This window comes from Eikenella sp. NML99-0057 (assembly GCF_001648535.1).
GTDB lineage: Bacteria > Pseudomonadota > Gammaproteobacteria > Burkholderiales > Neisseriaceae > Eikenella > Eikenella exigua.
The window spans coordinates 237,584-263,979 of record NZ_LXST01000002.1 but is presented as its reverse complement, the minus strand read 5'-3'; the positions used below and the strand labels follow the sequence as shown (position 1 = coordinate 263,979).

26 protein-coding genes and 1 pseudogene are annotated in these 26,396 nt (G+C 58.0%); 16 read left to right on the top strand and 11 right to left on the bottom strand.

The annotated features are described in order from the left end of the window. Window positions 1-10: 10 nt before the first annotated feature. Together glnD and A7Q03_RS04745 are read right to left on the bottom strand one after the other, a co-directional pair. The gene (gene glnD / locus A7Q03_RS04750) at window positions 11-2,569 is read right to left on the bottom strand and encodes a [protein-PII] uridylyltransferase (protein WP_197474745.1); all 2,559 of its coding nucleotides are present in this window, start codon (window positions 2,567-2,569) and stop codon (window positions 11-13) included. A gap of 113 nt (window positions 2,570-2,682) precedes the next feature. Next, window positions 2,683-4,896 (bottom strand): bifunctional (p)ppGpp synthetase/guanosine-3',5'-bis(diphosphate) 3'-pyrophosphohydrolase, encoded by a 2,214-nt coding sequence (locus tag A7Q03_RS04745; protein ID WP_067447807.1) that lies wholly within the window; start codon window positions 4,894-4,896, stop codon window positions 2,683-2,685. 151 nt (window positions 4,897-5,047) lie between these two features. On the opposite strand from A7Q03_RS04745, the gene A7Q03_RS04740 reads away from it, so the two are divergent. Both A7Q03_RS04740 and A7Q03_RS04735 read left to right on the top strand, forming a co-directional pair. Continuing rightward, window positions 5,048-5,638: an adenine phosphoribosyltransferase gene (locus A7Q03_RS04740; protein WP_067447806.1), complete on the top strand. Its 591-nt coding sequence runs from the start codon at window positions 5,048-5,050 to the stop codon at window positions 5,636-5,638. 97 nt (window positions 5,639-5,735) lie between these two features. Further along, window positions 5,736-5,891, top strand: a pseudogene (locus tag A7Q03_RS04735) (plastocyanin/azurin family copper-binding protein); the annotation flags it as partial. 114 nt (window positions 5,892-6,005) lie between these two features. On the opposite strand, the gene A7Q03_RS04730 reads toward A7Q03_RS04735, so the two are convergent. Continuing rightward, complete coding sequence (locus A7Q03_RS04730; protein ID WP_067447804.1) at window positions 6,006-6,731, bottom strand: phosphatidylserine decarboxylase; 726 nt, start codon at window positions 6,729-6,731, stop codon at window positions 6,006-6,008. 218 nt (window positions 6,732-6,949) lie between these two features. Beyond that, a complete protein-coding gene (locus A7Q03_RS04725) occupies window positions 6,950-7,612 on the bottom strand; it encodes a hypothetical protein (RefSeq protein WP_156502933.1) in 663 nt (220 codons plus the stop codon). A gap of 59 nt (window positions 7,613-7,671) precedes the next feature. Here A7Q03_RS04725 and argG point away from each other — a divergent pair, with 59 nt between their 5' ends. Then, the gene (gene argG, locus A7Q03_RS04720; protein WP_067447800.1) at window positions 7,672-9,018 is read left to right on the top strand and encodes an argininosuccinate synthase; all 1,347 of its coding nucleotides are present in this window, start codon (window positions 7,672-7,674) and stop codon (window positions 9,016-9,018) included. Between the two features lie 76 nt (window positions 9,019-9,094). Here the strand turns inward: argG and A7Q03_RS04715 are convergent, their stop codons facing one another. Beyond that, window positions 9,095-9,715: a DUF4189 domain-containing protein gene (locus tag A7Q03_RS04715; protein WP_067447798.1), complete on the bottom strand. Its 621-nt coding sequence runs from the start codon at window positions 9,713-9,715 to the stop codon at window positions 9,095-9,097. 190 nt (window positions 9,716-9,905) lie between these two features. Further along, a complete protein-coding gene (locus tag A7Q03_RS04710) occupies window positions 9,906-10,988 on the bottom strand; it encodes an ATP-binding protein (RefSeq protein WP_067447796.1) in 1,083 nt (360 codons plus the stop codon). Window positions 10,989-11,169: 181 nt separating this feature from the next. Here A7Q03_RS04710 and A7Q03_RS04705 point away from each other — a divergent pair, with 181 nt between their 5' ends. Further along, entirely contained in the window at window positions 11,170-12,270 is a 1,101-nt protein-coding gene (locus A7Q03_RS04705; RefSeq protein ID WP_369814458.1) for an NUDIX domain-containing protein, read from the top strand. Between the two features lie 70 nt (window positions 12,271-12,340). Further along, window positions 12,341-12,820 carry a hypothetical protein gene (locus A7Q03_RS04700; protein ID WP_067447794.1) on the top strand — a complete coding sequence of 160 codons (480 nt, stop codon included), beginning with the start codon at window positions 12,341-12,343 and terminating at the stop codon, window positions 12,818-12,820. Here the strand turns inward: A7Q03_RS04700 and A7Q03_RS10110 are convergent. Further along, on the bottom strand, window positions 12,807-12,998 hold the full coding sequence (locus A7Q03_RS10110; RefSeq protein WP_153705511.1) for a hypothetical protein: 192 nt from the start codon (window positions 12,996-12,998) through the stop codon (window positions 12,807-12,809). The genes A7Q03_RS04700 and A7Q03_RS10110 overlap by 14 nt on opposite strands. A 116-nt stretch (window positions 12,999-13,114) precedes the next feature. Between A7Q03_RS10110 and A7Q03_RS10105 the strand changes: the two genes are divergently transcribed. From A7Q03_RS10105 to A7Q03_RS04685, 3 genes are all read left to right on the top strand, one after another. Then, the gene (locus A7Q03_RS10105; RefSeq protein ID WP_156502932.1) at window positions 13,115-13,285 is read left to right on the top strand and encodes a hypothetical protein; all 171 of its coding nucleotides are present in this window, start codon (window positions 13,115-13,117) and stop codon (window positions 13,283-13,285) included. Window positions 13,286-13,315: 30 nt separating this feature from the next. Then, window positions 13,316-14,488 carry a radical SAM family heme chaperone HemW gene (hemW, locus tag A7Q03_RS04690; RefSeq protein WP_067447792.1) on the top strand — a complete coding sequence of 391 codons (1,173 nt, stop codon included), beginning with the start codon at window positions 13,316-13,318 and terminating at the stop codon, window positions 14,486-14,488. Between the two features lie 238 nt (window positions 14,489-14,726). Continuing rightward, the gene (locus A7Q03_RS04685) at window positions 14,727-15,140 is read left to right on the top strand and encodes a hypothetical protein (RefSeq protein WP_067447790.1); all 414 of its coding nucleotides are present in this window, start codon (window positions 14,727-14,729) and stop codon (window positions 15,138-15,140) included. Window positions 15,141-15,243: 103 nt separating this feature from the next. Here A7Q03_RS04685 and A7Q03_RS04680 read toward each other — a convergent pair whose 3' ends face one another. Then, entirely contained in the window at window positions 15,244-15,708 is a 465-nt protein-coding gene (locus A7Q03_RS04680; RefSeq protein ID WP_067440722.1) for a universal stress protein, read from the bottom strand. Between the two features lie 142 nt (window positions 15,709-15,850). Here A7Q03_RS04680 and A7Q03_RS04675 point away from each other — a divergent pair, with 142 nt between their 5' ends. Beyond that, window positions 15,851-16,627, top strand: a complete 777-nt coding sequence (locus A7Q03_RS04675; RefSeq protein WP_067447788.1) for a ThiF family adenylyltransferase — start codon at window positions 15,851-15,853, stop codon at window positions 16,625-16,627. A gap of 19 nt (window positions 16,628-16,646) precedes the next feature. Continuing rightward, window positions 16,647-17,117: a DUF1870 family protein gene (locus A7Q03_RS04670; RefSeq protein WP_067447786.1), complete on the top strand. Its 471-nt coding sequence runs from the start codon at window positions 16,647-16,649 to the stop codon at window positions 17,115-17,117. 175 nt (window positions 17,118-17,292) lie between these two features. Here the strand turns inward: A7Q03_RS04670 and A7Q03_RS04665 are convergent, their stop codons facing one another. Then, the gene (locus A7Q03_RS04665; protein WP_067447784.1) at window positions 17,293-18,630 is read right to left on the bottom strand and encodes a sodium-dependent transporter; all 1,338 of its coding nucleotides are present in this window, start codon (window positions 18,628-18,630) and stop codon (window positions 17,293-17,295) included. Window positions 18,631-19,184: 554 nt separating this feature from the next. Between A7Q03_RS04665 and A7Q03_RS04660 the strand changes: the two genes are divergently transcribed. From A7Q03_RS04660 to A7Q03_RS04650, 3 genes are read left to right on the top strand one after another with little or no spacing between them, the layout of a single operon-like run. Then, entirely contained in the window at window positions 19,185-20,132 is a 948-nt protein-coding gene (locus A7Q03_RS04660; RefSeq protein WP_067447782.1) for an energy transducer TonB, read from the top strand. Between the two features lie 51 nt (window positions 20,133-20,183). Then, window positions 20,184-20,840 (top strand): MotA/TolQ/ExbB proton channel family protein, encoded by a 657-nt coding sequence (locus tag A7Q03_RS04655; RefSeq protein ID WP_067447780.1) that lies wholly within the window; start codon window positions 20,184-20,186, stop codon window positions 20,838-20,840. Between the two features lie 4 nt (window positions 20,841-20,844). Beyond that, entirely contained in the window at window positions 20,845-21,291 is a 447-nt protein-coding gene (locus A7Q03_RS04650) for a biopolymer transporter ExbD (RefSeq protein ID WP_023887013.1), read from the top strand. A gap of 341 nt (window positions 21,292-21,632) precedes the next feature. Here the strand turns inward: A7Q03_RS04650 and A7Q03_RS04645 are convergent, their stop codons facing one another. After that, window positions 21,633-23,033 carry a Na+/H+ antiporter NhaC family protein gene (locus tag A7Q03_RS04645; protein ID WP_067447778.1) on the bottom strand — a complete coding sequence of 467 codons (1,401 nt, stop codon included), beginning with the start codon at window positions 23,031-23,033 and terminating at the stop codon, window positions 21,633-21,635. 480 nt (window positions 23,034-23,513) lie between these two features. Here A7Q03_RS04645 and A7Q03_RS04640 point away from each other — a divergent pair, with 480 nt between their 5' ends. From A7Q03_RS04640 to A7Q03_RS10370, 3 genes are all read left to right on the top strand, one after another. Beyond that, window positions 23,514-24,074: an SH3 domain-containing protein gene (locus tag A7Q03_RS04640; RefSeq protein WP_067447776.1), complete on the top strand. Its 561-nt coding sequence runs from the start codon at window positions 23,514-23,516 to the stop codon at window positions 24,072-24,074. 129 nt (window positions 24,075-24,203) lie between these two features. Further along, window positions 24,204-24,785 carry an SH3 domain-containing protein gene (locus A7Q03_RS04635; RefSeq protein WP_067447774.1) on the top strand — a complete coding sequence of 194 codons (582 nt, stop codon included), beginning with the start codon at window positions 24,204-24,206 and terminating at the stop codon, window positions 24,783-24,785. Between the two features lie 137 nt (window positions 24,786-24,922). After that, window positions 24,923-25,096, top strand: coding sequence for a hypothetical protein (locus tag A7Q03_RS10370; RefSeq protein ID WP_197474744.1), 174 nt, complete (start codon window positions 24,923-24,925; stop codon window positions 25,094-25,096). A 261-nt stretch (window positions 25,097-25,357) separates the two neighbouring features. On the opposite strand, the gene A7Q03_RS04625 is transcribed toward A7Q03_RS10370, so the two are convergent. Next, entirely contained in the window at window positions 25,358-26,263 is a 906-nt protein-coding gene (locus A7Q03_RS04625) for a metal ABC transporter solute-binding protein, Zn/Mn family (RefSeq protein WP_193563039.1), read from the bottom strand. Window positions 26,264-26,396 lie beyond the last annotated feature (133 nt).

Below are 26,396 nucleotides of genomic sequence, written 5' to 3'. Positions count from 1 at the left end.
GTGCGCCGGTTTAGCCGCCGATGCGTTCCAGCAGCATCCGTTCGAGTTTGAGCTGGAAGGCAGTGTCGGCCAGCTGGGGATGGCGGATGAGGAAGCTGTCTTCTGCGCGTTCGTCGAAGGTGGCGATGGCGGCGTAGCTGAGGCTGATGTTGAGCCGGGCGAACACGTCGGCGATGTCGGCCAGCAGGAAGGCGCGGTTGGCGGCGATGATTTCCAGGGTGTAGGCGCCGGCAGTTTCTTCGGCGGAGAGGGTGATGCGCGGGGCGATGGGCAGGTGGCGCAGGCGGCGGCTCAGCCGGCGGGGCGCGGGAGTGGGCTCGGCGGCGCCCGGCGGGTGGTGCACGAATTGGTTTAATGCTTGCTGCAGGCGGCGGCTGATGCGCTCGATGTCGTCGGCAAGGCAGTTGGCGGGCAGTTGCAGCACGAAGGTGTCGAGGATGTATTGGTGGTCGGTAACGTAGGCGTGGGCGGCGAGGATGCCGAGCTGGTGGCGGCCGAACAGGCGGCACAGGCCAGCAAACAGGCGGTCGCGGTTGGGCATAAACACCATCACTTGCAGGCCGCCGGTTGCGCTCAGGGGGCGGATATGGGCTTGGGGCGTTGCGGCATCGGCAGCGAGCAGGGGCAGATGCCACAGGATGATGTCGGCGCTGTGGCGCACGAAATAGGCCTGCCCGAGCTGCTGCCACAGTTCACGGCTTTGCGCTTCGCCCACGCCCGCTTCGGCCAAGACCTGGCGGGCTTTTTGCTGGCGGCGGCTCACGGCCATGTCGCGGCTGGTGGTTTGGCCGCCGAAGTATTGCAGGGCGGAGCGGAACAGGGTTTCGAGCAGGCTGGCTTTCCAAGCATTCCAGATTTTGGGGTTGGTGCCGCGCATATCGGCCACGGTGAGCAGGTAAAGCGCGGTGAGCCGCTCGGGCGTTTGCACGCGGCGGCAGAAGGCGGCCACCACGGCCGGGTCTTGGATGTCTTCTTTCTGCGCGGTGAGCGACATTAAAAGATGGTTGCCCACCAGCCACACGAGCAAGTCGGTTTCGTATTGGCTCAGGAAATGGTCGGCGGCGAAGCGGCGGGTGTCTTCCATGCCCAGTTCGGCGTGGTCGCCGCCGCGCCCCTTGGCGATGTCGTGAAACAGGGCGGCCAAATACAGCACGGGTTTGCGCTCGAAGGCGTGCATCAGGGCGCTGGCAAAAGGCAGCTCGTGGCTGTGCGCTTCCAGAGCCAGCCGGCGCATATTGCGCACCACCATCAGGATGTGGTCGTCCACGGGGTAAACGTGGAACAGGTCGTGCTGCAACAGGCCGACGATTTTGCCCCACTCGGGCAGATAATGCGAAAGCGCGCCGTAGAGGTTGAGGAAGCGCAGCAGGTGGGTGAGCCCGCCGCCGTGGCGGAAGAAACCCACGAAGCGGCGGCGGTTGGCCGGATCGGCATAAAAACGGGCGTCGGTTTTCTGCACCGCCTGCCACCAGGCGCGCAGGGTTTCGGGGGCGAGGCCGGCGAGGTTGCTGTATTGCTGCCACAGTTCCAGCACCTTGAAAATATGCTGCGGCTCGCGGCGGAACAGGGTTTTGTCGCGCACGGCGATGAGGTTGTTTACTTGGAAATAGTGTTCGTCTAAATCCAGCGCCACGCGCGGCAGCGGCGAGGAAATGCGCCCGCGCAGCATCGGCAGCAGGATGCCGCCCAGCTGCTTCACGGTTTTCACCGCGCGGTAGAGCGTGTGCATCAGCCGCTCGCTGCGCACTTGTTTGCTTTCATCGGTGTAGCCCAGCGCGTAGGCCACCTGCGGCTGCAAGTCGAAACGCAGCTGCTCCTGCGGCTTGCCGGCGGCCAGGTGCAGCTCGATGCGGATGCGTGCCAGGCTGCGGTGGCTGCGGCGCAACATGGCCGCTTCGGTGCGGGTGAGGATGCCTTGGCGGGCGAGGCGGTGCAGTTGCGGCGAAATGCCCTGCACCCGCGCCAGCCAGAGCATGGTGTGGATATCGCGCAGGCCGCCGGGGCAGGTTTTCAGGTTTGGCTCCAGGCTGCTGCCTGCTTGTGCTTTCAGGTGCCGCTGCTGCAATTCCAGCAGTTTGCCTTCGGCAAAGGCCGTCAGGTCGCGCTGCACGTCTAAATTGCGGCAAAGGCGGGCAAATAATTCTTGGCTGCCGTGGAGCAGGCGGGCTTCGAGGAGCGAGGTGTCGCCAGTTAGGTCTTCCGCCGCCCCGGCGCACAGCTCGGCCACGCTGCCGGTTTTCAGCGAGGGGTTCAGCCCCATGTCCCACAGGGTTTGCAGCCAAGTTTCAATTTGCTGTTGTTGTGTTTCATTCAGAGAATCGGCCGCTGCAATGCCCAAATCCACATCGGAATGCGGATACATCTCGCCGCGCCCGAAGCCGCCCAACGCCAGCAGCGCCAGCTCTCCTTCCGGCTGCATTTGCCGCCACAGCGCGGTAACGGTGTGCGAGAGCAGGGCGCTGTAGGCAGCAAAAAAACGCTGCGGGCTGCGGTGGCGGCGGTAGTCGGCAACAATTTGCCGTTTGTGCTCGGCCAGCTCTTGCGCCAAAAGCTGCGGGGATTGCGGCATGGTGGATTCCTTGGATGGGGTGGGGTGATGGTAGCCTTGGGATGGGAATGGGAAGGCTACCTGAAAATATTTGATTGGTTTTTCAGGTAGCCTTATTCGGTCAAACCATACGCCTACAGCCTGCTCACGCCGGTTACGCCTTTCACGTTGGCGAGGCTGGCGAGCACGTGGGGCAGGTCGTCCGCCTGATGTACTTCCAGCGTGAAACGCAGGCTGGCCTGCAGGTTGCGCGATTGGGTTTGCACGGCGGTCACGTTGAGTTTGTGCCGCGCCAGTGCTTCGGAAATATCGCGCAACAGGCCGTTGCGGTCTTGGGCGGATACTTCGATATCCACGGCAAATACTTGCCCGGCAGGCACGCCGGCCCAGCAGGCCAGTACGACTTTTTCAGCCGCGTCGGCAGCGAGTTTCTGGAAAGAGGCGCAGCCGATGCGGTGGATGGAAATGCCGCGCCCGCGCGTTACGAAGCCGGCGATTTCGTCGGGAGGGGCGGGTTTGCAGCATTTGGCCAACGTGGTGAGCAGGCCGGATTCGCCGTCCACCAAAATGCCGCCTTTGCCGCCGGTTTCTTTGATGCGCGACTGTTTGACGATGCTCTCGGTGCTCACCGGCGCGGCAGGCGGCTCGGCCAGCAGGCCGCAGGCTTTCTGCACGGCGCGGGGCATGATTTCGCCGTGTGCCACGGCGGTGTAGAGCTCGTCCGGTTTTTTGAAGCCGAGCTTTTCGGCCAAAGCCTGCATATTGGGCTTGGGCTGGACTTTGAGCAGGGTTTTTTCCAGCTGCAGCCGGCCTTGTTCGCGCACGCTTTCGGCATTTTGGCGGCGGATGTGAGCGCGGATTTTGGCAGCGGCCTTGTTGCTTTTCACCCAGCCTTCATACAGCCAGTTTACGGAGGGTTCACCCTCTTTGGCGGCGATGATTTCCACACGCTGGCCGTTCTCTAGCGGAGTGGAGAGCGGCACGATTTGGCCGTCTACCTTCGCGCCGCGGCAGCGGTCGCCCAGGCTGCTGTGCAGGGCGTAGGCGAAGTCGATGGGGGTAGCACCCACGGGCAGGGAGAGTACTTTGCCGTGCGGGGTGAGCACATAAATGGTGTCGTTAAACAGCTCGGTCTGGAAGGCGGCGGCGAGGTCGGCTTTGCCGCTCTCGGCCATGTTTTCGCGCCAATCCAAGAGCTGGCGCAGCCAGGCGATTTTCTGCTCATATGCGGAATCGCCTTTGCCGCCTTCTTTATAACGCCAGTGCGCGGCCACGCCGAATTCGTTGAATTGGTGCATTTCTTTGGTGCGGATTTGCACCTCGATGCCTTTGTCTTCCGGGCCGACAATCACGGTGTGCAGGCTTTTGTAGCCGTTGCCTTTGGGGTTGGCGATGTAGTCGTCGAATTCGCCGGGGATGGGCTGCCATAGGCTGTGCACGATGCCCAGCACGGTGTAGCACTCGGGCACGCTGTTCACCAGCACGCGCACGGCGCGGATGTCGTAGAGCCCTTCGAAATCGAGCTTTTTCTTCACCATCTTGCGGTAGATGGAGTAGATGTGTTTGGGGCGGCCGGCCACGTCGTAATCGCGGATGCCGTATTTGGCCAGCTCGGCTTTGAGGATGCCGAGGAAGTGGTCGATATAGTGCTGCCGCTCAGGGCGTTTTTCGTCAAGCAGGTGGGCGATGCGGCGGTATTCTTCGGGATTTTGGTGGCGAAAGCCGAGGTCTTCGAGCTGCCATTTGAGCTGCCACACGCCCAAGCGGTTGGCCAGCGGGGCGAAAATATCCAGCGTTTCTTTGGCAATGCTGCGTTTTTCCGGGCTGTCGGGGCAGCCGCCGAGGTATTGCATGGTGCGGGTGCGCAGGGCGAGCTTGATCAGCACCACGCGGATGTCGGACACCATGGCCAACAGCATTTTACGCATGGTTTCCGCCTGTGCGGCACGCTCTTCAGGCGTAGCCAAGCCATCCACACGGGCAAAGTGGGTGAGCTTCTGCACTTGGTCGATGCCCTGCATCAGGCTGCATACGGTTTGGCCGCACTGCCCGGCTACCTGAAGCTGCCAATCCCCGCCCTGCTTAGACATGCCCGACAATATGGTGGCGGCCACGGCTTCGGGCAGCAAATCGAGCTGTGCCACCATCTGCGCTGCACCCACGGCGTGCGGCAGCAGCGGCTCGCCGGCGTAGGTTTGTGCGTTGGCGGGGTAGTGCACTTCGGCCAGTGCGAACGCTTGCTGCAAGAGTGCGCGGTCGGCCTCGTTTTGCTGTGCGGCATAGCCTTTCAGCCAGGCCAAACATTCTTGCAGGTTGGTTACATGCGTGTCTGAATAGCCGGTCTCCATGATTTCCCTTTTGTGCAGTATGAAGTTTGATTGTAACCAAAAATCCGGCCAGTGGGGCCTTGTTGGCGCAGGGAGTTTGATGCAGGTGCAATTTTGTTTGGGGAAGTGGTAAGATTCGCGCTTTCCAAAGGCTACCTGAAAGATACCCGCTATGCTGTTCCACCCCGAAGTGATGACTGTTGAAATGCTGGCGCAGAAAATCCGCAAAATCCCAAACTGGCCGCAGAAAGGCGTGCTGTTCCACGACATCACCCCCGTGCTGCAAAGCCCGGAATATTTCCGCCTATTGGTGGATTTGCTCACCTACCGCTACATGACGCAAGATATCGACGTGGTGGCAGGGCTGGACGCGCGCGGCTTCATCATTGGCGCCGCGCTGGCCTACCAGCTCAACGTGGGCTTTGTGCCCATCCGCAAAAAAGGCAAGCTGCCCTTTACCACCGTCTCTGAAAGCTACGCGCTCGAATACGGCGAAGCCACCGTGGAAATCCACACCGACGCCATTAAAGACAACGCCCGCGTTTTGCTGGTGGACGATCTAGTGGCCACCGGCGGCACTATGCACGCCGGCATTAAACTCATCCACAAGCTCGGCGGGAGCGTGGTGGAAGCCGCTGCCATCCTTGAGTTCACCGACCTGCCCGGCGGCGACCGCGTCCGCAACGAAGGCGTTTCCCTGTTTACCCTGTATCAAAACAGCGGTGCCGTGGGAAAAGAGCATATTGCGCCGCAGGCCGGCTAAAACCGCCCATGCCATATCCGGCTTTCAGGCTACCTGAAGCCGGATTATTTTTCGATTTGGAGGAATTTTATGCCGCCGGATAAAGCGGTGCAGTAGGCGCGTGATTGCCCACACTAAAATCATCGGCGGCGGCGAAGAAGCCTCTGTTACCTTCCCCGTGGCCAAACTGGCCGCCGGCACCAACTACAAATTCTTCTGTTCCTTCCCCGGGCATGCCGGCGTGATGAACGGTGTGGTGAAACTGGCAGATTAAACGCCGACAGTTTGCCCAAACAGGCCAAAGGCTACCTGAAAGTTTAGCTTTGCAGAAACTCCGCTACGCTGCGTTTTCAGGTAGCCTTTGCCCCGAATGCCAAACCCCAAAAACTTACTCCGGCAGCACCTCTTCCGCCGCCGCCTGCACCAAGGCCGCAGCTTCTTCGATGGCGGTTTGTTCGCCGTCGGCTTCCGGCGGCAGGCGTGCCAAAATGGTTTCGCTGGCGCGCACTTTCTCACCGATGGCCACCAGCGGCACGGCATCGGTGGGCAGATACACATCCACCCGCGAGCCGAAGCGAACAAAGCCGTAGCGTTGGCCGCGCATGACTTTCTCGCCCGGCTGCACGTAGCACAAAATACGCCGCGCCACCAGGCCTGCCACCTGCACAAAGGTAAGCTCGCGCCCGCTTCGGGTGGTGGCAAAAACCGCGTTGCGCTCGTTTTCCGTACAGGCCTTATCCAGCGCGGCGTTTACGAATTGGCCGGGGAAGTAGTCCACCCGCGTAACCGTGCCGTCAACCGGCGCGCGTTGCGAATGCACGTTGAACACGTTCATAAACACGCTGATTTTCAGCGCAGGTACCTTGCGGAACGGGTCTTCAGCACGTTCTACCACCACAATGCGTCCGTCGGCCGGGCAGAGCACGGCTTCCGGGTCGGCCGGAATATCGCGCGCCGGATCGCGGAAAAATTGCACCACAAACACGGTAAACACCCAAAACGGCAGCGACCACCAGCCGTAGCAGATGCTCACCAGCATGCTCAGCAGCAGCCCGCCCAAAATAAACGGCCAGCCTTCCCGCGCAATCAGCGGGTGGGGGTAGGAACGGTTCACGGTATTATCCTCATGAAATAAAGTTGGAATAGGGTGCGATTATACAAGATACGGGATATATGGCGAATTAACTTAACTTCCACCATAGCCTTCGCTGCTTGCTCTATTGTGGGAGGCAATAAACTTCTTTCGGACACTTGGCGCGCGTAATATTTTTGGTCATAGGCGCAGGTTGAATTTCTAGTAGTTTGTGAAATTTCAGGTAGCCTCGGCTTACTTCACCACTGCTCGCCGCGTTCGCCCGTGCGGTCGCCCCAAGTTTCGTCTGGTTCGTAGGGCAGCACCATCATGGCCGCGAGCCAGCCGCTGCAGGCGAATAGTACGGGCAGTACATACCACGGCGGTGTGGCCATCAGCCGGCTGAACGTGCCGTCGGGCACGGGTAGCATGCCCTCCAAAGTGTTGGCAATCAGCCGGTTGAACTCCGGCACCACATCCACACCCGCCAATTGCGGCAGGGCATACAAAACCGCCGTCAGCCCCATCCAGGCCAAAGTGGCCATTGCCCGTCCCGGCAGATTATTTTGCCAAGCCAAGCGGCCGGCCAGCCAGCCCGTGAGCAGGGCGGGCAGCGCGAGTAGCCATAGGCAGTGGATGGCCGATGTCAGCACGATGCTCAAACCGTTGAATCCCGCTAGGCGCAGCAGCATGGCCTGCGGCGACTGCCAGCCGCCTTTCCACAACACGGTTAGCGCGCCGTAGAGCAGGCCGCAGGAAATGCCCGTATACAGCACATACCAAATCATCGTTTGCTGCTGCGGCAAAGTTTGCCGATTCCCCACTGCCCGCTCCTTGATTTCACCAAAGGTGCACAGGCTACCTGAAAGCGCCACATACGTAAACCGGGCATTTTCAGGTAGCCTTATCGTGAAGCTAGACAATCTGTGCCGGCTGGCACACAATCCCAGCCTTCAACCATCTTGCCAAACAAAGGAGCATCATGAGCCAGAACAACGCCACCATTCTGCAAACCCTGCCCGTTGGCCAAAAAGTCGGCATCGCCTTTTCCGGCGGGCTCGACACCTCCGCCGCCCTCTTGTGGATGAAACTCAAAGGCGCACTGCCTTACGCCTACACCGCCAACCTCGGCCAGCCCGACGAAGACGACTACAACGCCATTCCCCAAAAAGCGATGGAATACGGTGCGCAAAATGCCCGCCTGATTGACTGCCGCGCGCAGTTGGCACACGAAGGCATCGCCGCCATCCAATGCGGCGCGTTTCATGTGTCCACCGGCGGCGTGCCCTATTTCAACACCACCCCGCTTGGCCGAGCTGTAACCGGCACCATGCTCGTTTCCGCCATGAAGGAAGACGATGTAAATATCTGGGGCGACGGCAGCACCTACAAAGGCAACGACATCGAACGCTTCTACCGCTACGGCCTGCTCACCAATCCCGCGCTGAAAATCTACAAACCCTGGCTCGACCAACAATTTATCGACGAACTCGGCGGCCGCCACGAAATGAGCCAATTCCTCATCGCCAACGGCTTCCAATACAAAATGTCGGTAGAAAAAGCCTATTCCACCGATTCCAATATGCTCGGCGCAACGCATGAAGCCAAAGACTTGGAGTTTCTGAACAGCGGCATCAAAATCGTCAAACCCATTATGGGCGTGGCGTTTTGGGATGAAAACGTGGCAGTGAAAGCCGAAGAAGTGCGCGTGCGCTTTGAAGAAGGCGTGCCGGTGGCCTTGAACGGCCAAACCTTTGCCGACGCAGTGGAACTCTTCCTCGAAGCCAACCGCATCGGCGGCCGCCACGGCCTCGGCATGAGCGACCAAATCGAAAACCGCATCATCGAAGCCAAATCGCGCGGCATCTACGAAGCCCCCGGCATGGCGCTGCTGCACATCGCCTACGAACGCCTGCTCACCGGCATCCACAACGAAGACACTATCGAACAATACCGCATCAACGGCCTGCGCCTCGGCCGCCTGCTCTACCAAGGCCGCTGGTTCGACAGCCAAGCGCTGATGCTGCGCGAAACCGCCCAACGCTGGGTGGCCAAAGCCATCACCGGCGAAGTAACCCTCGAACTGCGCCGCGGCAACGACTATTCGATTCTGAACACCGAATCGCCCAACCTCACCTACGCGCCCGAACGCCTGAGCATGGAAAAAGTGGAAAATGCCGCCTTCACCCCGCTCGACCGCATCGGCCAGCTCACCATGCGCAACCTCGACATCACCGACACCCGCGCCAAACTCGGCATCTACGCCGACAGCGGCCTGCTCTCGCTGGGCGAAGGCTCGGTGTTGCCCAAACTGGGCAAGGGCAAGTAAGCCAAAGCCGCAGCAAATAAAAGGCTACCTGAAAAACCATATTCGGTTTTCAGGTAGCCTTTTGGCTGTAACTGGCTTAATGCTGGCCGTAGATACTGTAATCGTAGCCAGTACACAAGGGTTTACGGACTTGCCAATAGCTGCAATTGCCCGCGCCGTGCTGCGCTTCGCAGGAGTGCATGGCTTTGGCCGCTGCCTGCCTGTCATCCTTATCTAAGGCAACGAAAATATCTGCCGCCGATTTTGCCCGGCTGTCTGGCTCAACCACGGCGGCGCAGGTGTTGGCAAAAGTTCTGATAACCCGACAATTGGACGAGCTGCATTGCTTCAGAGTTTCTTCCACGGCTCGGTGCTCGGAAATATAGCCGCCGCTCCACATGGATTGGCGGGTGTCGAAATCATAGGCAATCGCCATGTAAAACGGCGTGCGGCGCAGTTCCGCGATTTCGGCTTGCACCTTTGCCTCGCGCTGCTCCCAGGCGCGTATTTCGGCGGCGGTGGGGCCGCGGTTGATCGGCTGTTGCCGTGTGGCATTGCGCTCGCGTTGTATCCGATCTGCTTCCGATTGCATGGCGCCATTGTAGTTGTGCCATTGCTGCGAGCCAACCGGATAGGGGTTGGCATATGCCAAGCCCGCACTGCCCAATAGCACTGCCGCCAATACGCCCGCTGCCGTGTTCATCATGGTTTGCTTCATCTTGCCGCTCCTGTTTGGAAAGGGGAAAAAGGGTATTGCCGATGATTGGATTGTAACAAAAAACAAGATATTGTAAACATCTATCCCGCTGCTTGAAGGCTACCTGAAAACCATCCCCCGCATTAGGAGAATGCCATCCAAGCGCAGGTTTGTATACTCCGCCGCTGCCCCGCAAATGTGCGCCGGCTGCTTATTCCATATTCTCTTTCAGCCACGTTTGCAGCAAAGGATTGTTGATTTGAAACGCGCTGTTGCCGAATTTGCTGATCAGGTCTTTGCGTTGCAGCTTTCTGATGGCACTTTGCACGGTGCTTACTTTCACGCTTTCCACGCCCAATATCCGGGCGGCCTGCTCTCTGAATTCCGCGCCATACGGGCTCACCTCCCCCTGCGCCATCGATTGCAGCAGCAGCCGCTCGATGGCGCTTAATGCTTTCCACTGCATCGGAATATTGCTGTTTTCCTGCATCTGCCCAAGCCGCACTTGCGCGGCGGCTTCCAGGCTGAGCGCGGGGTTGATGATCATGTCTTGAATCACGGCGCGGATATACATCGGGCTTTTGTTGAACTGCTCGAAAATGGCGTAAAACTTCTCCGCATCCAGCTGCTGCCCGGTTCGGTCGTGATAAACGCCGGCCAAAAAATCGATGAAATCCTGCCCCAAAGTGGGAAAATCCAGCGCGTGGGAAAAGTGGAAGAAGGGAGCCTTGATGTCGTTGAACATGGCGCGCAGGCCGTTGGTGCTGCTGCCGGTAAACAGGGTTTTTACGCGGCTTTGGTTGATATCCAGGCCGGTTCTCAAGCTGCGTATCATGCCTTCGGTATTCGGCAGCCGCGCCAATTCTTGCGCTTCGTCTAGCAGCAGCAAGGTGGGGCGGCTGTCGGCGGCGATATAGGCGATGATTTCGCTGATGCCCGGCAGGTCGCGCGGCGGCGTTTCGCGCTCCAGGCCCACGCCCAACACGTCTATCTTGGTTAGGCTGCCGAAAAAGGTTTTCACGCCGTTGCCGGTGCGGGTTTCCAAGGCAAAACGGTGTAGGGCTTCATGGAAAAACTGCGCGGTGCTGGCGCTGTCTTTGTTGTCCATGAAAGAGAAATAAAACACATTAAAGCCGTTTTTCTCGGCGGCCGGGGCAATATCGTTGGTAAGGAATTGCGTTTTGCCCATGCGGCGCGGGGCAAACAGCGTGAATGCGTTGGATACGCCGCTTTTCAGGCTGCTGAGCAGGGCGGCAGCCAATTCGGTTCTGGGGAAATAGAGAGGGTCTTCCATACGGGTGCCTTTATGTGGGATTAGCCATTATTGTACTGTATTTTGTCTAATTGTACATTTATCGTCTAATAACGTCTAAGCCGATACCCACCACCCTTTGCAGGCTACCTGAAACGCCGCCGTTGCCCCAGCCCGCCCGCTCCAGTAAACTGCCCGCGTTTATCCCTCCCTCCGCCACACCATGCCCCAAGCCCTCAACCTCCGCAACGGAACCATCACCTACGACAATTTCTTCTGGCTGCTGGAACACACCGACAGCAACCCAGCCGATCTGCTTTTAGGCGAAGACCTACTGCAAATCAGCTTTTGCGGCGGGCAATACCTGCTCGATGCGGGCTGGTATGGCTTCGGCCCGCGCGGGCAGTTTGGCGTGATGCTGGTGGAAAACCAAGATTGGGAACATCCCCTGCGCCAGGAATACACCCGCGAAATCAGCCGCCTGCCCGCCCTGTTGCAGGAGTGCATCGACTGGCTCTGGCACACCCGCATCGCCCCGGCCGAGGCCGACCCCCGCCCGCTGCTGCAAGTGGTGGCCGGCATTGTGTATAACGATCGCGGCGAGGTGCTGCTCAGTTCGCGCCCCGCAGGCAAGGCCTACGCGGGCTATTGGGAATTTGCCGGCGGCAAGGTAGAGGAGGGCGAGAGCGAACTGGCGGCATTGCACCGCGAGTTTGCCGAAGAACTGGGCATCCAAATCCGCAGCGCTGTGCCGTGGCTCACCAAAACCCACAGCTACGAACACGCCCATGTGCGGCTGCGTTTTTTCCGCGTGCCGGCCGACGGCTGGCGCGGCGAATTGCAGTCGCGCGAAGGCCAGCAATGGCGCTGGCAGCAGCCGGGGCGTTATGATGTGTCGCCCATGCTGCCGGCCAATACCGCGCTGCTGGCGGCGCTGGCGTTGCCCACGCAGTTTTCAGGTAGCCTGAATGAAGGTTTGCACGCGGCAGACGGTTTTTGCGTGCTGCCGCTCCATGCCGCCAACCCACCGCCGGGCAGCCGCCTGCTGACGGACTTAGCCGATTTGGCCGCCGATACGCCGGGCGATGTGCGCCGCTGGCCGCTGGTGCACTCAGCCGGCGACATTGCCGCCGCAGCCGCCGCCCAAGCCGAAGCCGCCGTGTGGCCGGCAGATAACGCAACAGCGGCAGAACAAGCCTGCGCCGCGCTGGCCGCAGGCGTGCCGCTGCCGCTGGTGCTGCTGCCTGCCAATGCGACGCTGACGGCACACTATGCCGAACGCTGGCTCGCGGCAGGGGCGCATGCGGTGGCGCAAGGGCGATGAAGATGTTTTCAGGTAGCCTTTGACACATGGCATGAGGCTACCTGAAAAACCAAACCGAAAGGACAAACAAATGTGGCACAAGCTTAATCCGTATTGGAAAGATATTTTGATTGCCTTGGCGCTGTATCTGCCGCTAACGGTATATACGCTGTGCTGGCCACCCTCAATCGGGTTATTGACTTTACCTTTTTTGGAAGACGTAGCTCTTGCTAATTATATTCTTCTGCTCATCCCCACCCTGCTGGCTTGGCTGTTCAGTTGGAAAATGTCGAGCGTTCGACCGTATTTTGTGTCGGGCATCTCGCTGACCATGAATTTGGGATTATGGGGGTATTGGCTGGCAGTGCTCGTGTTTGATAACGGTGAATTATGGTTTGCATATTGGTTTTCGACACCGGCTTTAGTGATCGGCTTTATCGTGGCCTTGATACGGCAAGCAGGATCAAAAGCCGAGGGAAGGGCAGCGTTTCGGACAGGTTTTCTCAACAGCTTTGTGCCGTTTTTGCTGGCCCCGATTGTCATAATACTTTTCCTAATCAGACCCAGATAACCCGCCCAAACTTTTTCAGGTAGCCTCTCATGCCCCTCTCCCCACCCGCACCAAAATCCTGCTTGCCTTCGCCGCGCTGTTGCTGCTGGCCGGCGGCCATTTCGCCGTACGCCAATGGCGTGCCGGGCGACAGCCCGCTGCCGAAACAGTGGTGCAAACCGATTGCGACCCGCGCCAAGGCTGTACCCTGCCCAACGGCAGCCGCATCCGCTTTGCCGCCGCACGCCACCGCCCCTTCGACATCACCCTGGAAAACGTGCCGCCCCAAGTGCAGCAGGCAGAAGTGAGTTCAGCATGGATGGCATGGACATGGGCTTCAACCGCTTCCCGCTTAAGCGCCAGGCCGACGGCTCCTGGCTCGCCGCCCAAATCCGCTGGCCCGTGTGCACCGACCGCCGCGACGGCTACCTGGCAGACATCCGCATCGGCAGCCAAGTTTTTCAGGTAGCCTTCCAAGCCGAATAACCCGTTATTTTAAAAACCAATCGCCACACCATGCCCCTACTGCAAGCCCCCGGCTCCGGCCTCAGCGCCCTGCCCCCGCTCTCGCTCTATATCCACATCCCCTGGTGCATCCAAAAATGCCCCTATTGCGACTTCAACTCCCACCGCCTCAAGCCCGACACCGACGAAGCCGCCTACATCAACGCCCTGCTCACCGACCTGCAACACGAACTGCCCCATATCTGGGGGCGGCCGGTGGACACCATCTTTATCGGCGGAGGCACCCCCAGCGTGTTTTCTGCCGAATCCATCCACCGCCTGCTCAGCGGCGTGCGCGCGCTGGTGCGACTACAGCCCGAAGCCGAAATCACCCTCGAAGCCAACCCCGGCACCTTCGAACAAGCGCGCTTCCAAGGCTATGCCGAAGCCGGCATCACCCGCCTGTCGCTCGGCATCCAAAGTTTCGACAACGCCAAACTACAAGCCCTCGGCCGCATTCACAACGGCGATGAAGCCCGCGCCGCCATCGAAGCCGCGCTCGCCATCTTCCCCCGCGTGAACACCGACCTCATGTATGCCCTGCCGCGCCAAACCCCCGAAGAAGCGCAGCGCGACGCCGAAACCGCCCTCTCCTTCGGCGTAACCCACATCAGCGCCTACCACCTCACCATGGAGCCCAACACCCCCTTCGGCCGCACCCCGCCCCCCGGCATCCCCGAAGAAGACACCGCCTACACCATCGAACAAGCCGTACACCACGCCCTGCTTGATGCCGGCTTCGAACGCTACGAAACCAGCGCCTTCACCAAAAACGGCCAGCAATGCCGCCACAACCTCAACTACTGGCAATTCGGCGACTACATCGGCATCGGCGCCGGCGCCCACGGCAAAATCAGCAGCCACAGAGGCATCATGCGCACCACCCGCGCCCGCCACCCGCGCAGTTATCTTGCCGCCATGCAGGGCAACCCCGCCGATGCCGTCGAACGTTTTCAGATAGCCCCCGGCGAGCTGCCCTTCGAATTCATGCTCAACGCCATGCGCCTCACCGACGGCGTGCCCGTCCGCCTGTTCCAAGAGCGCACCAGCCATAGCCTCGCCGTCATCGCCCGCCCCCTGCAGGAAGCCACCCGGCTCGGCCTCATCGACCCCGACCCCACTCTCCTGCGCCCTACCGAACGCGGCCAACGCTATCTGAACGATTTGCTGCAACTGTTTTTGTAAGCCCGTTTCCGCCCCAAGCAAAGGCTACCTGAAAACCACAGCCCAGGTTTCCATGCAATGAACAGGCTACCCCCCCAAACCCTCCCTTTTTCAGAACTATCGCAACAATAAATTGCCATAGGTCAAACAATATGCAAAACCACCAAGAAGGCTACCTGAAACTTTCAGGCAGCCTTCTTGTCAGCACATCCCGCCATTGGTATTATTTCCTTAATTTCAACCTGCGAGGAAACCAACCATGCAAGCCTATCCACCCCCCGCACATCCCACCCGAAACCTGTTGCGACTCTGCCTGGTTGCCGGCGCTGTTTTCCTGTTTGCCGGCTGCGCCTCAGTAGACGACAACATGAAACGCCAAGTTGGTCAGCACATCAGCGAAGTGTTCAGAGAACACGGCGGCCAGCCCAATTCCGGCCGCAGCAGAGTAGGCAACAACCGCTATGCCTACACCTACAAATACTACCGCACCCGCTACGCCGGCCGTCAATCCGAAGGCAGCAGCCAAAACGGCCCCATCATTACCAACTACTATAGCGATGTCTGCTACGGGCGCAATCTCTACCAAACCTACTACACCGACGCCAACGACATCGTAGTGGACTACCATTGGGAATACACCAAGGAATGGCGGATTAACTGCAACGAAATCTAAAACCAAACGCATAGGTCGAGCATCAATGCCCGACCTACTACAATATCAAAAGAGGCTACCTGAAACTTTCAGGTAGCCTCTAATCCTGCCTCAATCCTCAGCCTTATGCTTCGCGGCGGATAATCAAAAGCGGCAGGCGGGTTTCGCGCATCACGGTTTCGGCGAAGCTGCCCATCAGGAGGTGCATCAGGCCGGTGCGGCCGTGTGTGCCCAGCACCAGCAGGTCGGCTTTCTGCTCGGCGGCATAATCCACCAGGCTTTTGGCCATATCGCGTGCATTTTTGCTGATCACAAGCAGGTGGCGGCCGAGTTTTGCATCTTCGCCCAAGGCGGTGCGCGCCTGTTTGATGGCGGCGTCCAAAATGGCGTTGCCTTGTTCGGTGGCGGCGGTTTCGTAGTTTTCATACTGCAAAAACTCGGGGGCAACGGTGGCCACGTATTCGGCGGGGTTGGCCACATGCACCAAAGTGAGTGCCGCGCCGGTGGACTGAGCCAGGCCGCAGGCCTGTTTGAGCGCGTGTTGGGAGGTGCGGCTGCCGTCTACTGCAATCACGATATGTTGATACATAAGCTTTCTCCTAATGAACGATATTTCAATGCTTCCGCGCAGAGGCTACAGCCGCCGGACGGGTCTCTTCCTGATACGTTTACAGTATAATACCGATGCACCGAATGTGCCATTTTTTCTACCTGTTTTTTGACTTATCCCGATGATTACTCCCGCCCCAAACGAGCGCCGCTTCGGCGGCATTTCCCGACTCTACGGCCCTGCCGCCCTGCAACGCTTTGCCCAAGCCCATGTTTGCGTGGTGGGCGTGGGCGGCGTAGGCTCTTGGGCAGTGGAAGCGCTGGCGCGCAGCGGCATCGGCCGGCTCACGCTGATTGATTTGGACAACGTAGCCGAATCCAACACCAACCGCCAGCTCCATGCGCTCACCGACAATTTCGGCCTGCCCAAAGTAACCGCGCTGCACCGGCACATCCTGCAAATCAACCCCGCCTGCACCGTGCATGAAATCGAAGATTTCGTGGATGCAGAAAACGTGGGCACGCTTTTTGCCGAGCCGTTTGATTTTGTGATCGACGCCATCGACCAAGTGCGCGTGAAAGCCGCCATGGCCGCCCATTTTGTGATGCAAAAGCAGGCTTTTGTGGTGTCCGGCGGCGCGGGCGGCCAGCGCGACCCCGCCCTCATCCGCCGCGCCGACCTCGCCCGCACCACCCACGACCCGCTGCTTGCCAACCTGCGCTACACCCTGCGCCGCCGCCACGGCTTTCCGCGCGATCCCAAAGAGCGCATGAAAGTAAGCTGTATCTATTCCGAAGAAAACGTCACCCCGCCGCAAACCGGCGCCGCCTGCGAAACCGATGCCGCACCGCAAGGATTGTCTTGCGCAGGCTACGGCGCGAGCATGCTGGTTACCGCCGCTTTCGGCCTGTTTTGCGCACAGGCAGCAATAGAACACTTGGCCGCACAAGTTAAATAACCAACCCAAAAGGAAAACCATGTTCCCCATCGAACTCAAAGCCCTGCGCCGCAATCTCGGCCTCACCCAAGCCGAAGCCGGCCAAGCTCTTGCCGCCAATGTTGATTTCCCCCACGGCGCCTCTGCCGAAGAATGGGCACAATGGGAAAACGGTGCCGCCCCCATCCCCCTACACGTGGTTCGCGCCGTAGAAACCCGCCTCAACCAGAAATACCAAGCCATCGACCAGTATGCCGAACAAATCGAAGCCCAAATGCAGGGCGGCAATGCCGTGGTGGTGTTGTGGTATCCCGAACCAAACGCCTGCCCCGACCTGGCCTCTTGGCGCATCAGCCAAAGCGTGGCCGGCGAAGTAGCCGCCATGGGTGGTCGGGTGATCGCCTTCAATGCCGAAGCCTACCGCAACTGGCGACAGGGGCAAGCCCAATCCGCCGACACCCCCGACAACCGCCAACGCTGGGCACAAAAGCAATTTGAGCAATCCCGATAATATGGGCACTAAAAAAGCTACCTGAAATTTCAGGTAGCCTTTTTACCGCTTATATTGAGAGAAAGCTCTATCGTTGCCACGGCATCGCTTTACCCTACTGCATCCCGCAGCGACTAAGGCTCGCCAATTTGCTTTCAGTTATTAAGAATCCCTCCATAAGGCTACCTGAAAGCCGTTAAATCCAACCCAACGTATTGGCAAACACCAGCAAAATCGCCACCGGCGCGAGGAAACGCAGCGCATTGAACCACAGCGCAATCACGGCTTGCGGCACGCTGCTGCCTTCGCGCATGTGTTCGAACACATCGCTCTTCTGCTGTATCCAGCCCACAAACACCGCCACCAAAAGTGAGCTGATCGGCATAATCAGTGCGGTAATCATGTAGTCCCACAGGTCAAACAGCGTTTTGCCGAACAGCTTCCATTCGGAGAGCACGCCGAACGAGAGCGCGGAGGGAATGCCAACAATAAAAATCGCTGTGCCGATCAGCCAAGTAGTTTTGCTGCGTTTGCTTTCGTCTTCGCGGATGGCGGCGGCAATCACGGTTTCCAGCATGGAGAAGGCGGAAGTGAGCGTGGCAAATACCACCAGCAGCATAAACACGGCAAACAGAATTTGCCCCAGCGGCAGCTTCATAAACACGGCAGGCAGCACCACGAAAATCAGCCCCGGCCCCTGCCCCGGCTCAAAATTGAGGGCGAACACGGCGGGGAAAATCACCAAGCCCGCCAATAAAGACACCAGCAGATTCATCCACATAATGCTGTTGCCCGAACGGAACAAATCCTGTTTTTTATCTAGATAGGCGGCATACGTAATCATGGTGGATACGCCCAAGCTCAACGCGAAAAAGGCCTGCCCCAGTGCGGTGAGCATGGTTTGCGGCGTGAAGTGCGACCAATCAGGCTTGAGCAGGAAGGAGATGCCCGCCATCGCGCCATCCAGCGTGAGCGAACGCACCGCCAGCAATAGCAGCAACACAAACAGCGCGGGCATCATGTATTTGTTCGCCCGTTCGATCCCCGCCGCAATGCCGCTTTTCACCACACACACCGTCATCAGCATAAACAACCCCTGATAGACGATTGAGCCTGCCGGGCTGGAAATCGTACTGCCGAACAACGCGTTGAAATCCGCATTCGGATGAATGCTGCCATCGAATGCGTGCACCACATAATTCAACACCCAGCCACCCACCACGCTGTAGAACGACAGCAAAACAAAGCAGGCAAACACACCCATGCGCCCGATCCACGGCCACAGGCTATTTGGCGCGAGCGTTTTAAACGCATCCACCGCGTTTTTGCCGCTCTTGCGGCCTATATAAAACTCGGCCAGCTGCACCGGCAAGGCCACCAATACGGTGAAAATCAAAAACATCAGCACAAACACCGCACCGCCGTTGGTGCCGGCGGTGTAGGGGAATTTCCAAATTGCGCCCAAGCCGATGGCAGAGCCGGCGGCAGATAAGATAAAGCCGATTTTAGACGACCAGGAAGCAGGAGATTTCATAAAACTGCAATAATCCAAAACTATTCAGAATAGAGCGATTTTAACAAAAATAAACATCCAAACCGCTGCCAAAACTGCGCCGCTGCCGCATTACGCAGTTTTCCTGCCCGAATCAGCCAGCATGCAGACACTGTTGATTGTTGTTTTCTATATTTATAGCATTTTATGCTATATAAAAGATTAAATAGCAAGTTTATTGCTTATATATTATATTTTAGATTATCAAACAGATAGTTATACCAATATAGCCAGTTTTAGCTGATTAAAAAACAGGCACCACAAAGGCTACCTGAAATTTTAGGCAGTCTCCAATCTATAGCTAAAGCAATTATTTTTTCATACCAAGCAGCGAGCCGCAGACAATACAGGAGTGAAGCAAGGCGAGCCAACTCAATAGTAAAGTGAAGTGCTTTAGCGATAAAAGACTAAGTCATCCACACTTCCACGTCACCCTCTACTGAAACACGCTTTTTGGCGAAAATACCTGCCACTTAAACAATCAAATAGAAACTCCTTGCAAACAGAAATAGTTCGCACTAATATGCCGCCCTATTATGCAAACCGAAAACCGTCTTTTATCCCCGGCCGCGCTCTTATTCGTGATTGCCGCTCATGCCCTGCTGTATTGGCTGCTGATCTCGATTAAGCCGCCGGAACTGCCGGCTGAACCGCCCGGGCTGAGCTTTGTTGATCTCGGCGAGATCGGCGGCGGCGGGGGTGGCGGCGGTACGGGTGGCAACACCATATCTGAAGACGAGCAGCCCGCCGGGCCACTGGAGCAAACCCCGCCCGAAGCGCCCAAACCCGAGCAGTCCAAGCCGCAGCCGGCCAAACCTGTTCCAGAGCAGCGCGCGCAAATCAAACCGGTGGAACGGCAAGACAAACCCGCCGATATCGTTCAGCCCAAACCTGTCGAACCAAAACCCGAGCCCAAGCCGCAAGCGCAACCCCACCCCGAACCCGTGCCGCAGGCGCAGCCTGAACGGCCGATTGCCCCTACCAACCCGAACACAGGCTATGGCGCCAACGCAGGTGGCGGTGGTGGCAAAGGCACGCCTTCCGCCGGAGAAGGCGGTGGCAGCGGTGGCGGCAAAGGCACCGGTGTCGGCTCCGGCGAAGGCAGCGGACGCGGCCCCGGTTCTGGCTCTGGCGAAGGCGGCGGCCACGGCAGCGGGCGTGGTACGGGCAATGGCTCCGGTACCGGCCAAGGAGGTGGTGGCGACAGCGCACCCACCCACCTTGGTGGCTACCTGAATAACCCGAAACCGCCCTATCCGAAGCAATTAGAAGAAGATGGCATCAGTGGCACGGTAAAACTGCGCGTGATGGTGGAAGCCAATGGCAAGCCTTCCAGCGTGGAAATCGTTTCCGCCTCTCATCCGCTGTTCGGCAGATCGGCAGCCGACACCGTGCGTCAGAGCTATACCTTCGTTCCAGCCAAACGTAACGGCCAGCCTGTACGCCAAAGCTATACTTTTACCCTGCGGTTTAAAGCCCCTTAAAGCCCCAAACTAAACCAATTATCCAATTTCATCATTAACATTAGGAATATCATGAATTTAGGACATGTTTTCGCCCAGGGCGACATTGTATTGATTACCGTATTTATACTGCTGGTGCTGATGAGCGTCCTTACCTGGTGGATTATCATCATGCGCAGCATCCGCCTGCACCAAGTGCGCCACGCCAATCGGGGCACGATTGAGTCCGTAGCCACCGTGGCCTCGCTCGATGATATGCTGCGCCTGGCCAAAGCCCATCCCTCCCCACTGGCCGACCTCACCGAATCTGCCATTCAAGCCGCGCGCCATTATCGCGCCAACCCCGCCAGCCAGCTCACCAGCATCCCTTTGGGCGACTATTTGGTGCAGCACATCCGCCATAAAATGAACATTGCCAAACGCGGCCTCAACGGAGGCCTTACCATTCTCGCCTCCGTAGGCGCCACTGCTCCGTTTATCGGCCTGTTCGGCACGGTATGGGGCATTTACCACGCGCTGGAAAACATCAGCCTGCAAGGCCAGGTAAACATCGCTACCGTGGCCGGCCCCATCGGCGAAGCGCTGGTGGCCACCGCCATCGGCCTGTTTGCCGCCATCCCCGCCGTGCTGGCCTACAACTTCATTGTGTTCGGCAACAAACAGGTGGTGCAGGATATGGATGCCTACGCCTACGATTTGCACGTTAAAATTATGAACAATAAGGAGTAAAAGTATGGCTTTCGGTTCGATGAACAGCGGCGACGATTCGCCTATGGCCGACATCAACGTTACCCCGCTGGTAGACGTGATGCTCGTGCTGCTGATTGTATTCATGATTACCATGCCGGTGATGACCCACTCTATCCCGCTGGAACTGCCCACCGCCTCGGCCAAACAAGTGGCGGAAAACGCCGCCCAGCCCAAAGACCCGCTGCGCATTTCTATTTCCGCCGACGGCAGCTACCACTTAGCCGAAGGCGAGCCGATTACCCTGCAGGCCTTGGAAAGCCAGCTGCAACAGCTGGCCAAAACCAATCCCGACCAAGTGATTGCCATCGCCGCCGATAAAAACGCCCAATTCGACTACGTGGAAAAAGCCCTCAGCGCCGTACGCGACGCCGGCCTGAGCAAAGTCGGCTTCGTTACCGAAGAAAAAGAGCGCACCCAGCCGCAACAGTAAACTGCTACCTAAGCAAATAGAATAAACAAAGGCTACCTGAAACTTTAGCCGCGCAGAAACTCCGCTGCGCTGCGTTTTCAGGTAGCCTTTTATATCGCCGTAGATCGGCATTGCCACGCCGACTCAAATCACCCTCCCTTTATTGCAGCGCCTCCTCAGCCGCCGGCTGGATATCGGCATCCCCCTGTACGTGCCAACCAAAACAAAAGAATTTACTGCTTGCCCCTGTTGTCAGGGCGTAATATGTAATATAAGGCTACCTGAAAGTGTCAGCTTCTGCGAAGCAGAAACCCGCCTTGCACTTTTCAGGTAGCCTTTTCCAATCTGTAGTGTCGTGCCGTTTATGCTGCCTCGTTCTTGCTCAAAGTGAGCCCGGTGAAGCCGAACACTAGGGTGAGCAGTAGGCTGAGGTAGCAGAAGAAGGCATAGGGCAGATAATCGATCACGGGCACGCCGAGGGCATGGTGGATAAACACGCCGCACACGCTCCAGGGCACGAGCGGGTTGGTTACCGTGCCTGCGTCTTCCACGGTGCGGGCGATGTTGCGCGGATGCAGGCCGAGCCGCTCGTAGATAGGCTTGAAGGTGTTGCCGGCCAGAAGCAGGCTGAGGTATTGCTCGCCGATGAGTACGTTTACGCCCAGCGAAGTGGCGGCCACGGTGAAGGTGGCACGACCGGCGTTGACCAGCATATGGCCGATGCCAGAGAGCAGCGCGGGCAGGATGCCCAGAGCGTTGAGCAGGCCGCCGAGGCTGAGGGCGAGGATAACGATGGTTTGGGTGAAAAACATGCTGCCGATGCCGCCGCGCGAAATCAGCTTGGCCACATTGCCCAAATCGGTGCCTTCTGGCGGAGCGTAGCCGTTGAAGAAGTAGCCGCCGAGCTGTTCGACGCTGGGGCTGCTGTGCAGGTAGGTGAGCACGAGGGAAACGGCGATGGTGATGATGATGGTGTAAATAGCGTTCACGCGGCGCATGGCCAAAACGATCAGCACGACAAAGGGCAATAGGGCGTAGCCGTGCACTAAGCCACTGGCCTGCAGCTGGGTTTGGAAGGCGGCCACGCTGCTTAAATCAGCGGCAGCGGTATGGCCGGAGAGCAGCCAAAGCAACAGCGCGGTAAGCAGCCAGGCGGGGATGGTGGTGTACATCATATTGCGGATGTGATCGAACAAATCGATGCCCACAATGGAGGCGGCAATGCTGGTGGTGTCGGAAATGGGCGACATTTTGTCGCCGAAAAACGCGCCGGACACCACCGCCCCGGCCACCACAGCCGGATTAGCACCCAACGCGCTGCCCATGCCAATAAAGGCCACGCCCAGGGTGGCACAAGTGGTGAGGCTGCTGCCGATGGCCACCCCCACCATCGAAGTGAGCACGAAGGCAGAAAGGTAGAAAAACTGCGGCGAAATCAGCTCGAAGCCGTAATACATCAGCGTGGGAATCGCGCCGGACACCATCAGCGCCGATACCAGCAAGCCAATAAAGAAGAAGAGATAAATCGCGCCGATGCCGGAGAGCACGCCACGCGCCATGCTCAGCTGCATACGGCCAAAATCCAGCCCCTTGGCTTTGCCGAAGCCGAGCAGCCCGCACAGCACCAGAATCACGGACAAATGCGGCACCCAGCCGAAATGAATCATGGTAATGCCCATCACGGCCACCGCCAGCGCGGCTATCACCGCCGCCTCGCGCGGTTGCATTTCCAATAAGGCTTCTTTTGTTTCGTTCACTTCCATCTCCTCCCGCTTCAACTTGGCAGTTTGTGCTACAAATTTTGTAAATAGGCTGCCAAACTACCATTTCCCGCCCGGCAAGGCAATCTCGGCATCAGCAATACCTATTTTAAAAGGGCATAGATTCGCCCGATTTGTGTTTCAGCCTGCCTAAAAACAGTTTGGAATCATACTGAAAACAATGTTCGTGAAATAAAATTGCTAAATACGGAATAGAATAAAAAATAAATGTCCTCTCTCCTTTCCAAGCGGCACTTGCAACAAATCTACCTGATTCAGCTAAAATAAACCCCAGCCGAGAGGCTGCCTAGAAAAAATACTGCCTTTGACCGTTTTAACTTATATTGAAACACGAACTTTCAGATAGCCTACTACACCACGCAGGCTACTTGAAACTTTATCTGGCACAGCAATTTAGATATGATGGCGGCAGGTGAAACCGTAACGAATTTCCTCCAATCAACCCAACTCAGGAGCAAGCCCATGCTTTCATCACTGCATACCCGAACCACCATCCTTGCCACTATGCTGTTGGCGCTATCCGCCACTGCCGCCGCCCATGTTGCCCCCGATAGCTGTGGCCTGCCCGACAGTGCGACACCTGCCAGCTATCTGGCCACCAACCACAACAGCGAAGAAGTTAATATCCGCGCACAGCCCAACACCCGAGCCACCATCCTTGCCGTTTGCGACAATCAAGGCGAAGCCGCCATCCTCGGCAAAAGTGGCGCGTGGTACCGCGTGCGGCTGGCCTTACGACCGAACCAGCCAGCAGAACGGCGCATCATCAACGGCTATGTGCACCAAAGCCAGGTTAGCCTGCGTCACGTTTATATCGTGCACAGCGCCGACGGCTCGGCCAACCTGCGCCTGAATGCCAACCGCCGTGCCGAAATACAGCAACGCATCCCCAACGGCACCACCGTGATCGAACACCCCGCCAATCGCAAAGGTGACTGGCACTATGTGAGCGTGCACGGCAGCGACAGCGATACCTATGGCTATGTGCACCAAAGCCAGTTGAGGCCGAAAGCCGGGCGCTAAGCAGTAAAACTTTTCAGGTAGCCTGCCATACCATGCAGGCTACCTGAAACTTTATCCGGCGCAATGTTGGATATAATGGCGGCAAGCACCACCGCCACAAACTTCCTACCCTATCTCAGGAGCACGCTCATGCTTTCATCACTGCATACCCGCACCTCTGCCCTTGCCGCCGTGCTGTTGGTGCTATCCACCACTGCCGCCGCCCATGTTGCCCCCGATAGCTGCGGCCTGTCCTCCGTAGCAACCGACGAAGCCGAACCCACTACCTATTTGGTTACCGACGGCGGCAAGAGAGTAAACATCCGTGCCCGTCCCAACACCCGAGCCGCCATCCTTACCGTTTGCGACAATCAAGGCGAAGCCGCCATCCTCGGCAAAAGTGGCGCGTGGTACCGCGTGCGGCTGGCCTTGCGACCGAACCAGTCGGAGGAGCGGCGTATCATCAACGGCTATGTGCACCAAAGCCAGGTTAGCCTGCGTCACGTTTATATCGTGCACAGCGCCGACGGCTCGGCCAATATACGCCGGAAAGCCGGCAACTGTTCCGGTATGGTGGGGCGTTTCGCCAACGGCACAAGAGTGATCGAATTCCCCGCCAAGCGTAAAGGAAACTGGCATTTCGTGGGCGTAATCGGCAGATGGGGAATAGTCACCTCAGCTTATTACGGCTATGTGCACAAAAGCCAGCTGAGGCCGGAAGCCGGGCAGTAAATGGCAAAGAAAGTTTCAGGCAGCCTGCCACACCATGCAGGCTACCTGAAACTTTATTCGGCGCACTAATTTGGCTATGATGGTGCCAAACTAATCGCCTGACTGCTTGCTGCGTCTCGCCAAATTCTCCAATCATCATGCCGACCCTGCATATCCGCACCCCCAATCCCACGCTCTATATCGCCTTCTTGGCGCTCGGTTTATTGAGCGCCATCAAATCGGGTACCATTTCGCCGGAAGCAGGCATTTGGACATTACGCATGCCGCAAAATTATGATGAAATCCTGCCCTACTGCCCGCCAAAATTGTAGAATATCATTGCGTGTTTCGATGAGTTAGACCTGCTCTCCCGGCTCGATGCCGTTACATATGCCCAAACCATCGACCGCCTGATGCGCGATTTGCAGCAAATCGTGGCGGAACATTCCGAACCGTACGATGCCCATTTAAACGTAAGCGGCTAGTTTGATCATAAGCTGATGCCATACTGCTTTGTTTCCACCATCACAAAAGGCTACCTGAAAACCAGAAAATCGGTTTTCAGGTAGCCTTGACTATGCCGTTTCAAATCATTACTGCTTCATCGCATTCACTAGCGCGTTCACGTTGTAGCGGAACATCTGCTCATAAGTGGCGGCGGGGGCGCCACGGCTCAGGGCGTCGGAATAGAGCTTGCCGTTTACGCGGATGCCGGTTTCGCGCGAAATGCGTTCCACCATGCGCGAATCTTTGATGTTTTCGCTAAACGCGGCGCGGATGCCCTGGCTGCGGATTTGGCGGATTAGGGCGGAAACCTGGCGGGCGGAAGGCTCGGCTTCGGTGCTCACGCCTTGCGGGGCGATGAATTCGATGCGGTAGCGTTTGCCCATGTAGTTGAAGGCATCGTGCCCAGTGAGCACTTTGCGCCGTGCCTGCGGCACGCTGTTAAATTGGGTTTGCGCCCATTGGTGCATGGTATCGAGGCGGGCTTGGTAGCCGCTGAGGCGCTGCTGATAATAAGCGCGGCCTTGCGGATCGACTTTAATCAGCGCGTCGGCCACGTTTTGGGCGTAGGTTTTCATCAGCACCGGGTCGTTCCACACGTGCGGGTCAAATTCGCCGTGATGATGGTGGCCGTGGTCATGGTCGTGATCGTGCTCATCGTGGTCTTCGGCCTTCATCGGCTGGATGTTTTTGGTGGCCTCGGCAAACGGCACGCCGCTTTGACGAATGCCGCGCATCACCGCAGCCTGCTCAAAACCCAAGCCGTTCACCAGCACGAGCTTGGCATTGCGGATGCGCTGCATATCGCGGCTGGTGAGGTTGTAGGCATGCGCGTCTTGGTCGGGGCCGACCAGGTTACTCACGTTCACGCGCTCGCCGCCCACCTGCTTGGCTACGTCACCCAAAATGCTGAAGCTTGACACCACTTCCAACGGCGCGGCATACAGGCTGCCGGAAAACAGCGCGGCAATCAGGCCGAGTTTCCAATGTTTCAATTTCATCTTTTACTCCTTATGTTTGGTTGTCATATGAGTCTTCCGACTCGTCCGTGAGGCTACCTGAAAGATTTCAGGTAGCCTTTTTACTAATGTGCGAATTTCAAAACAGAAAATTCACCACAAACGTACA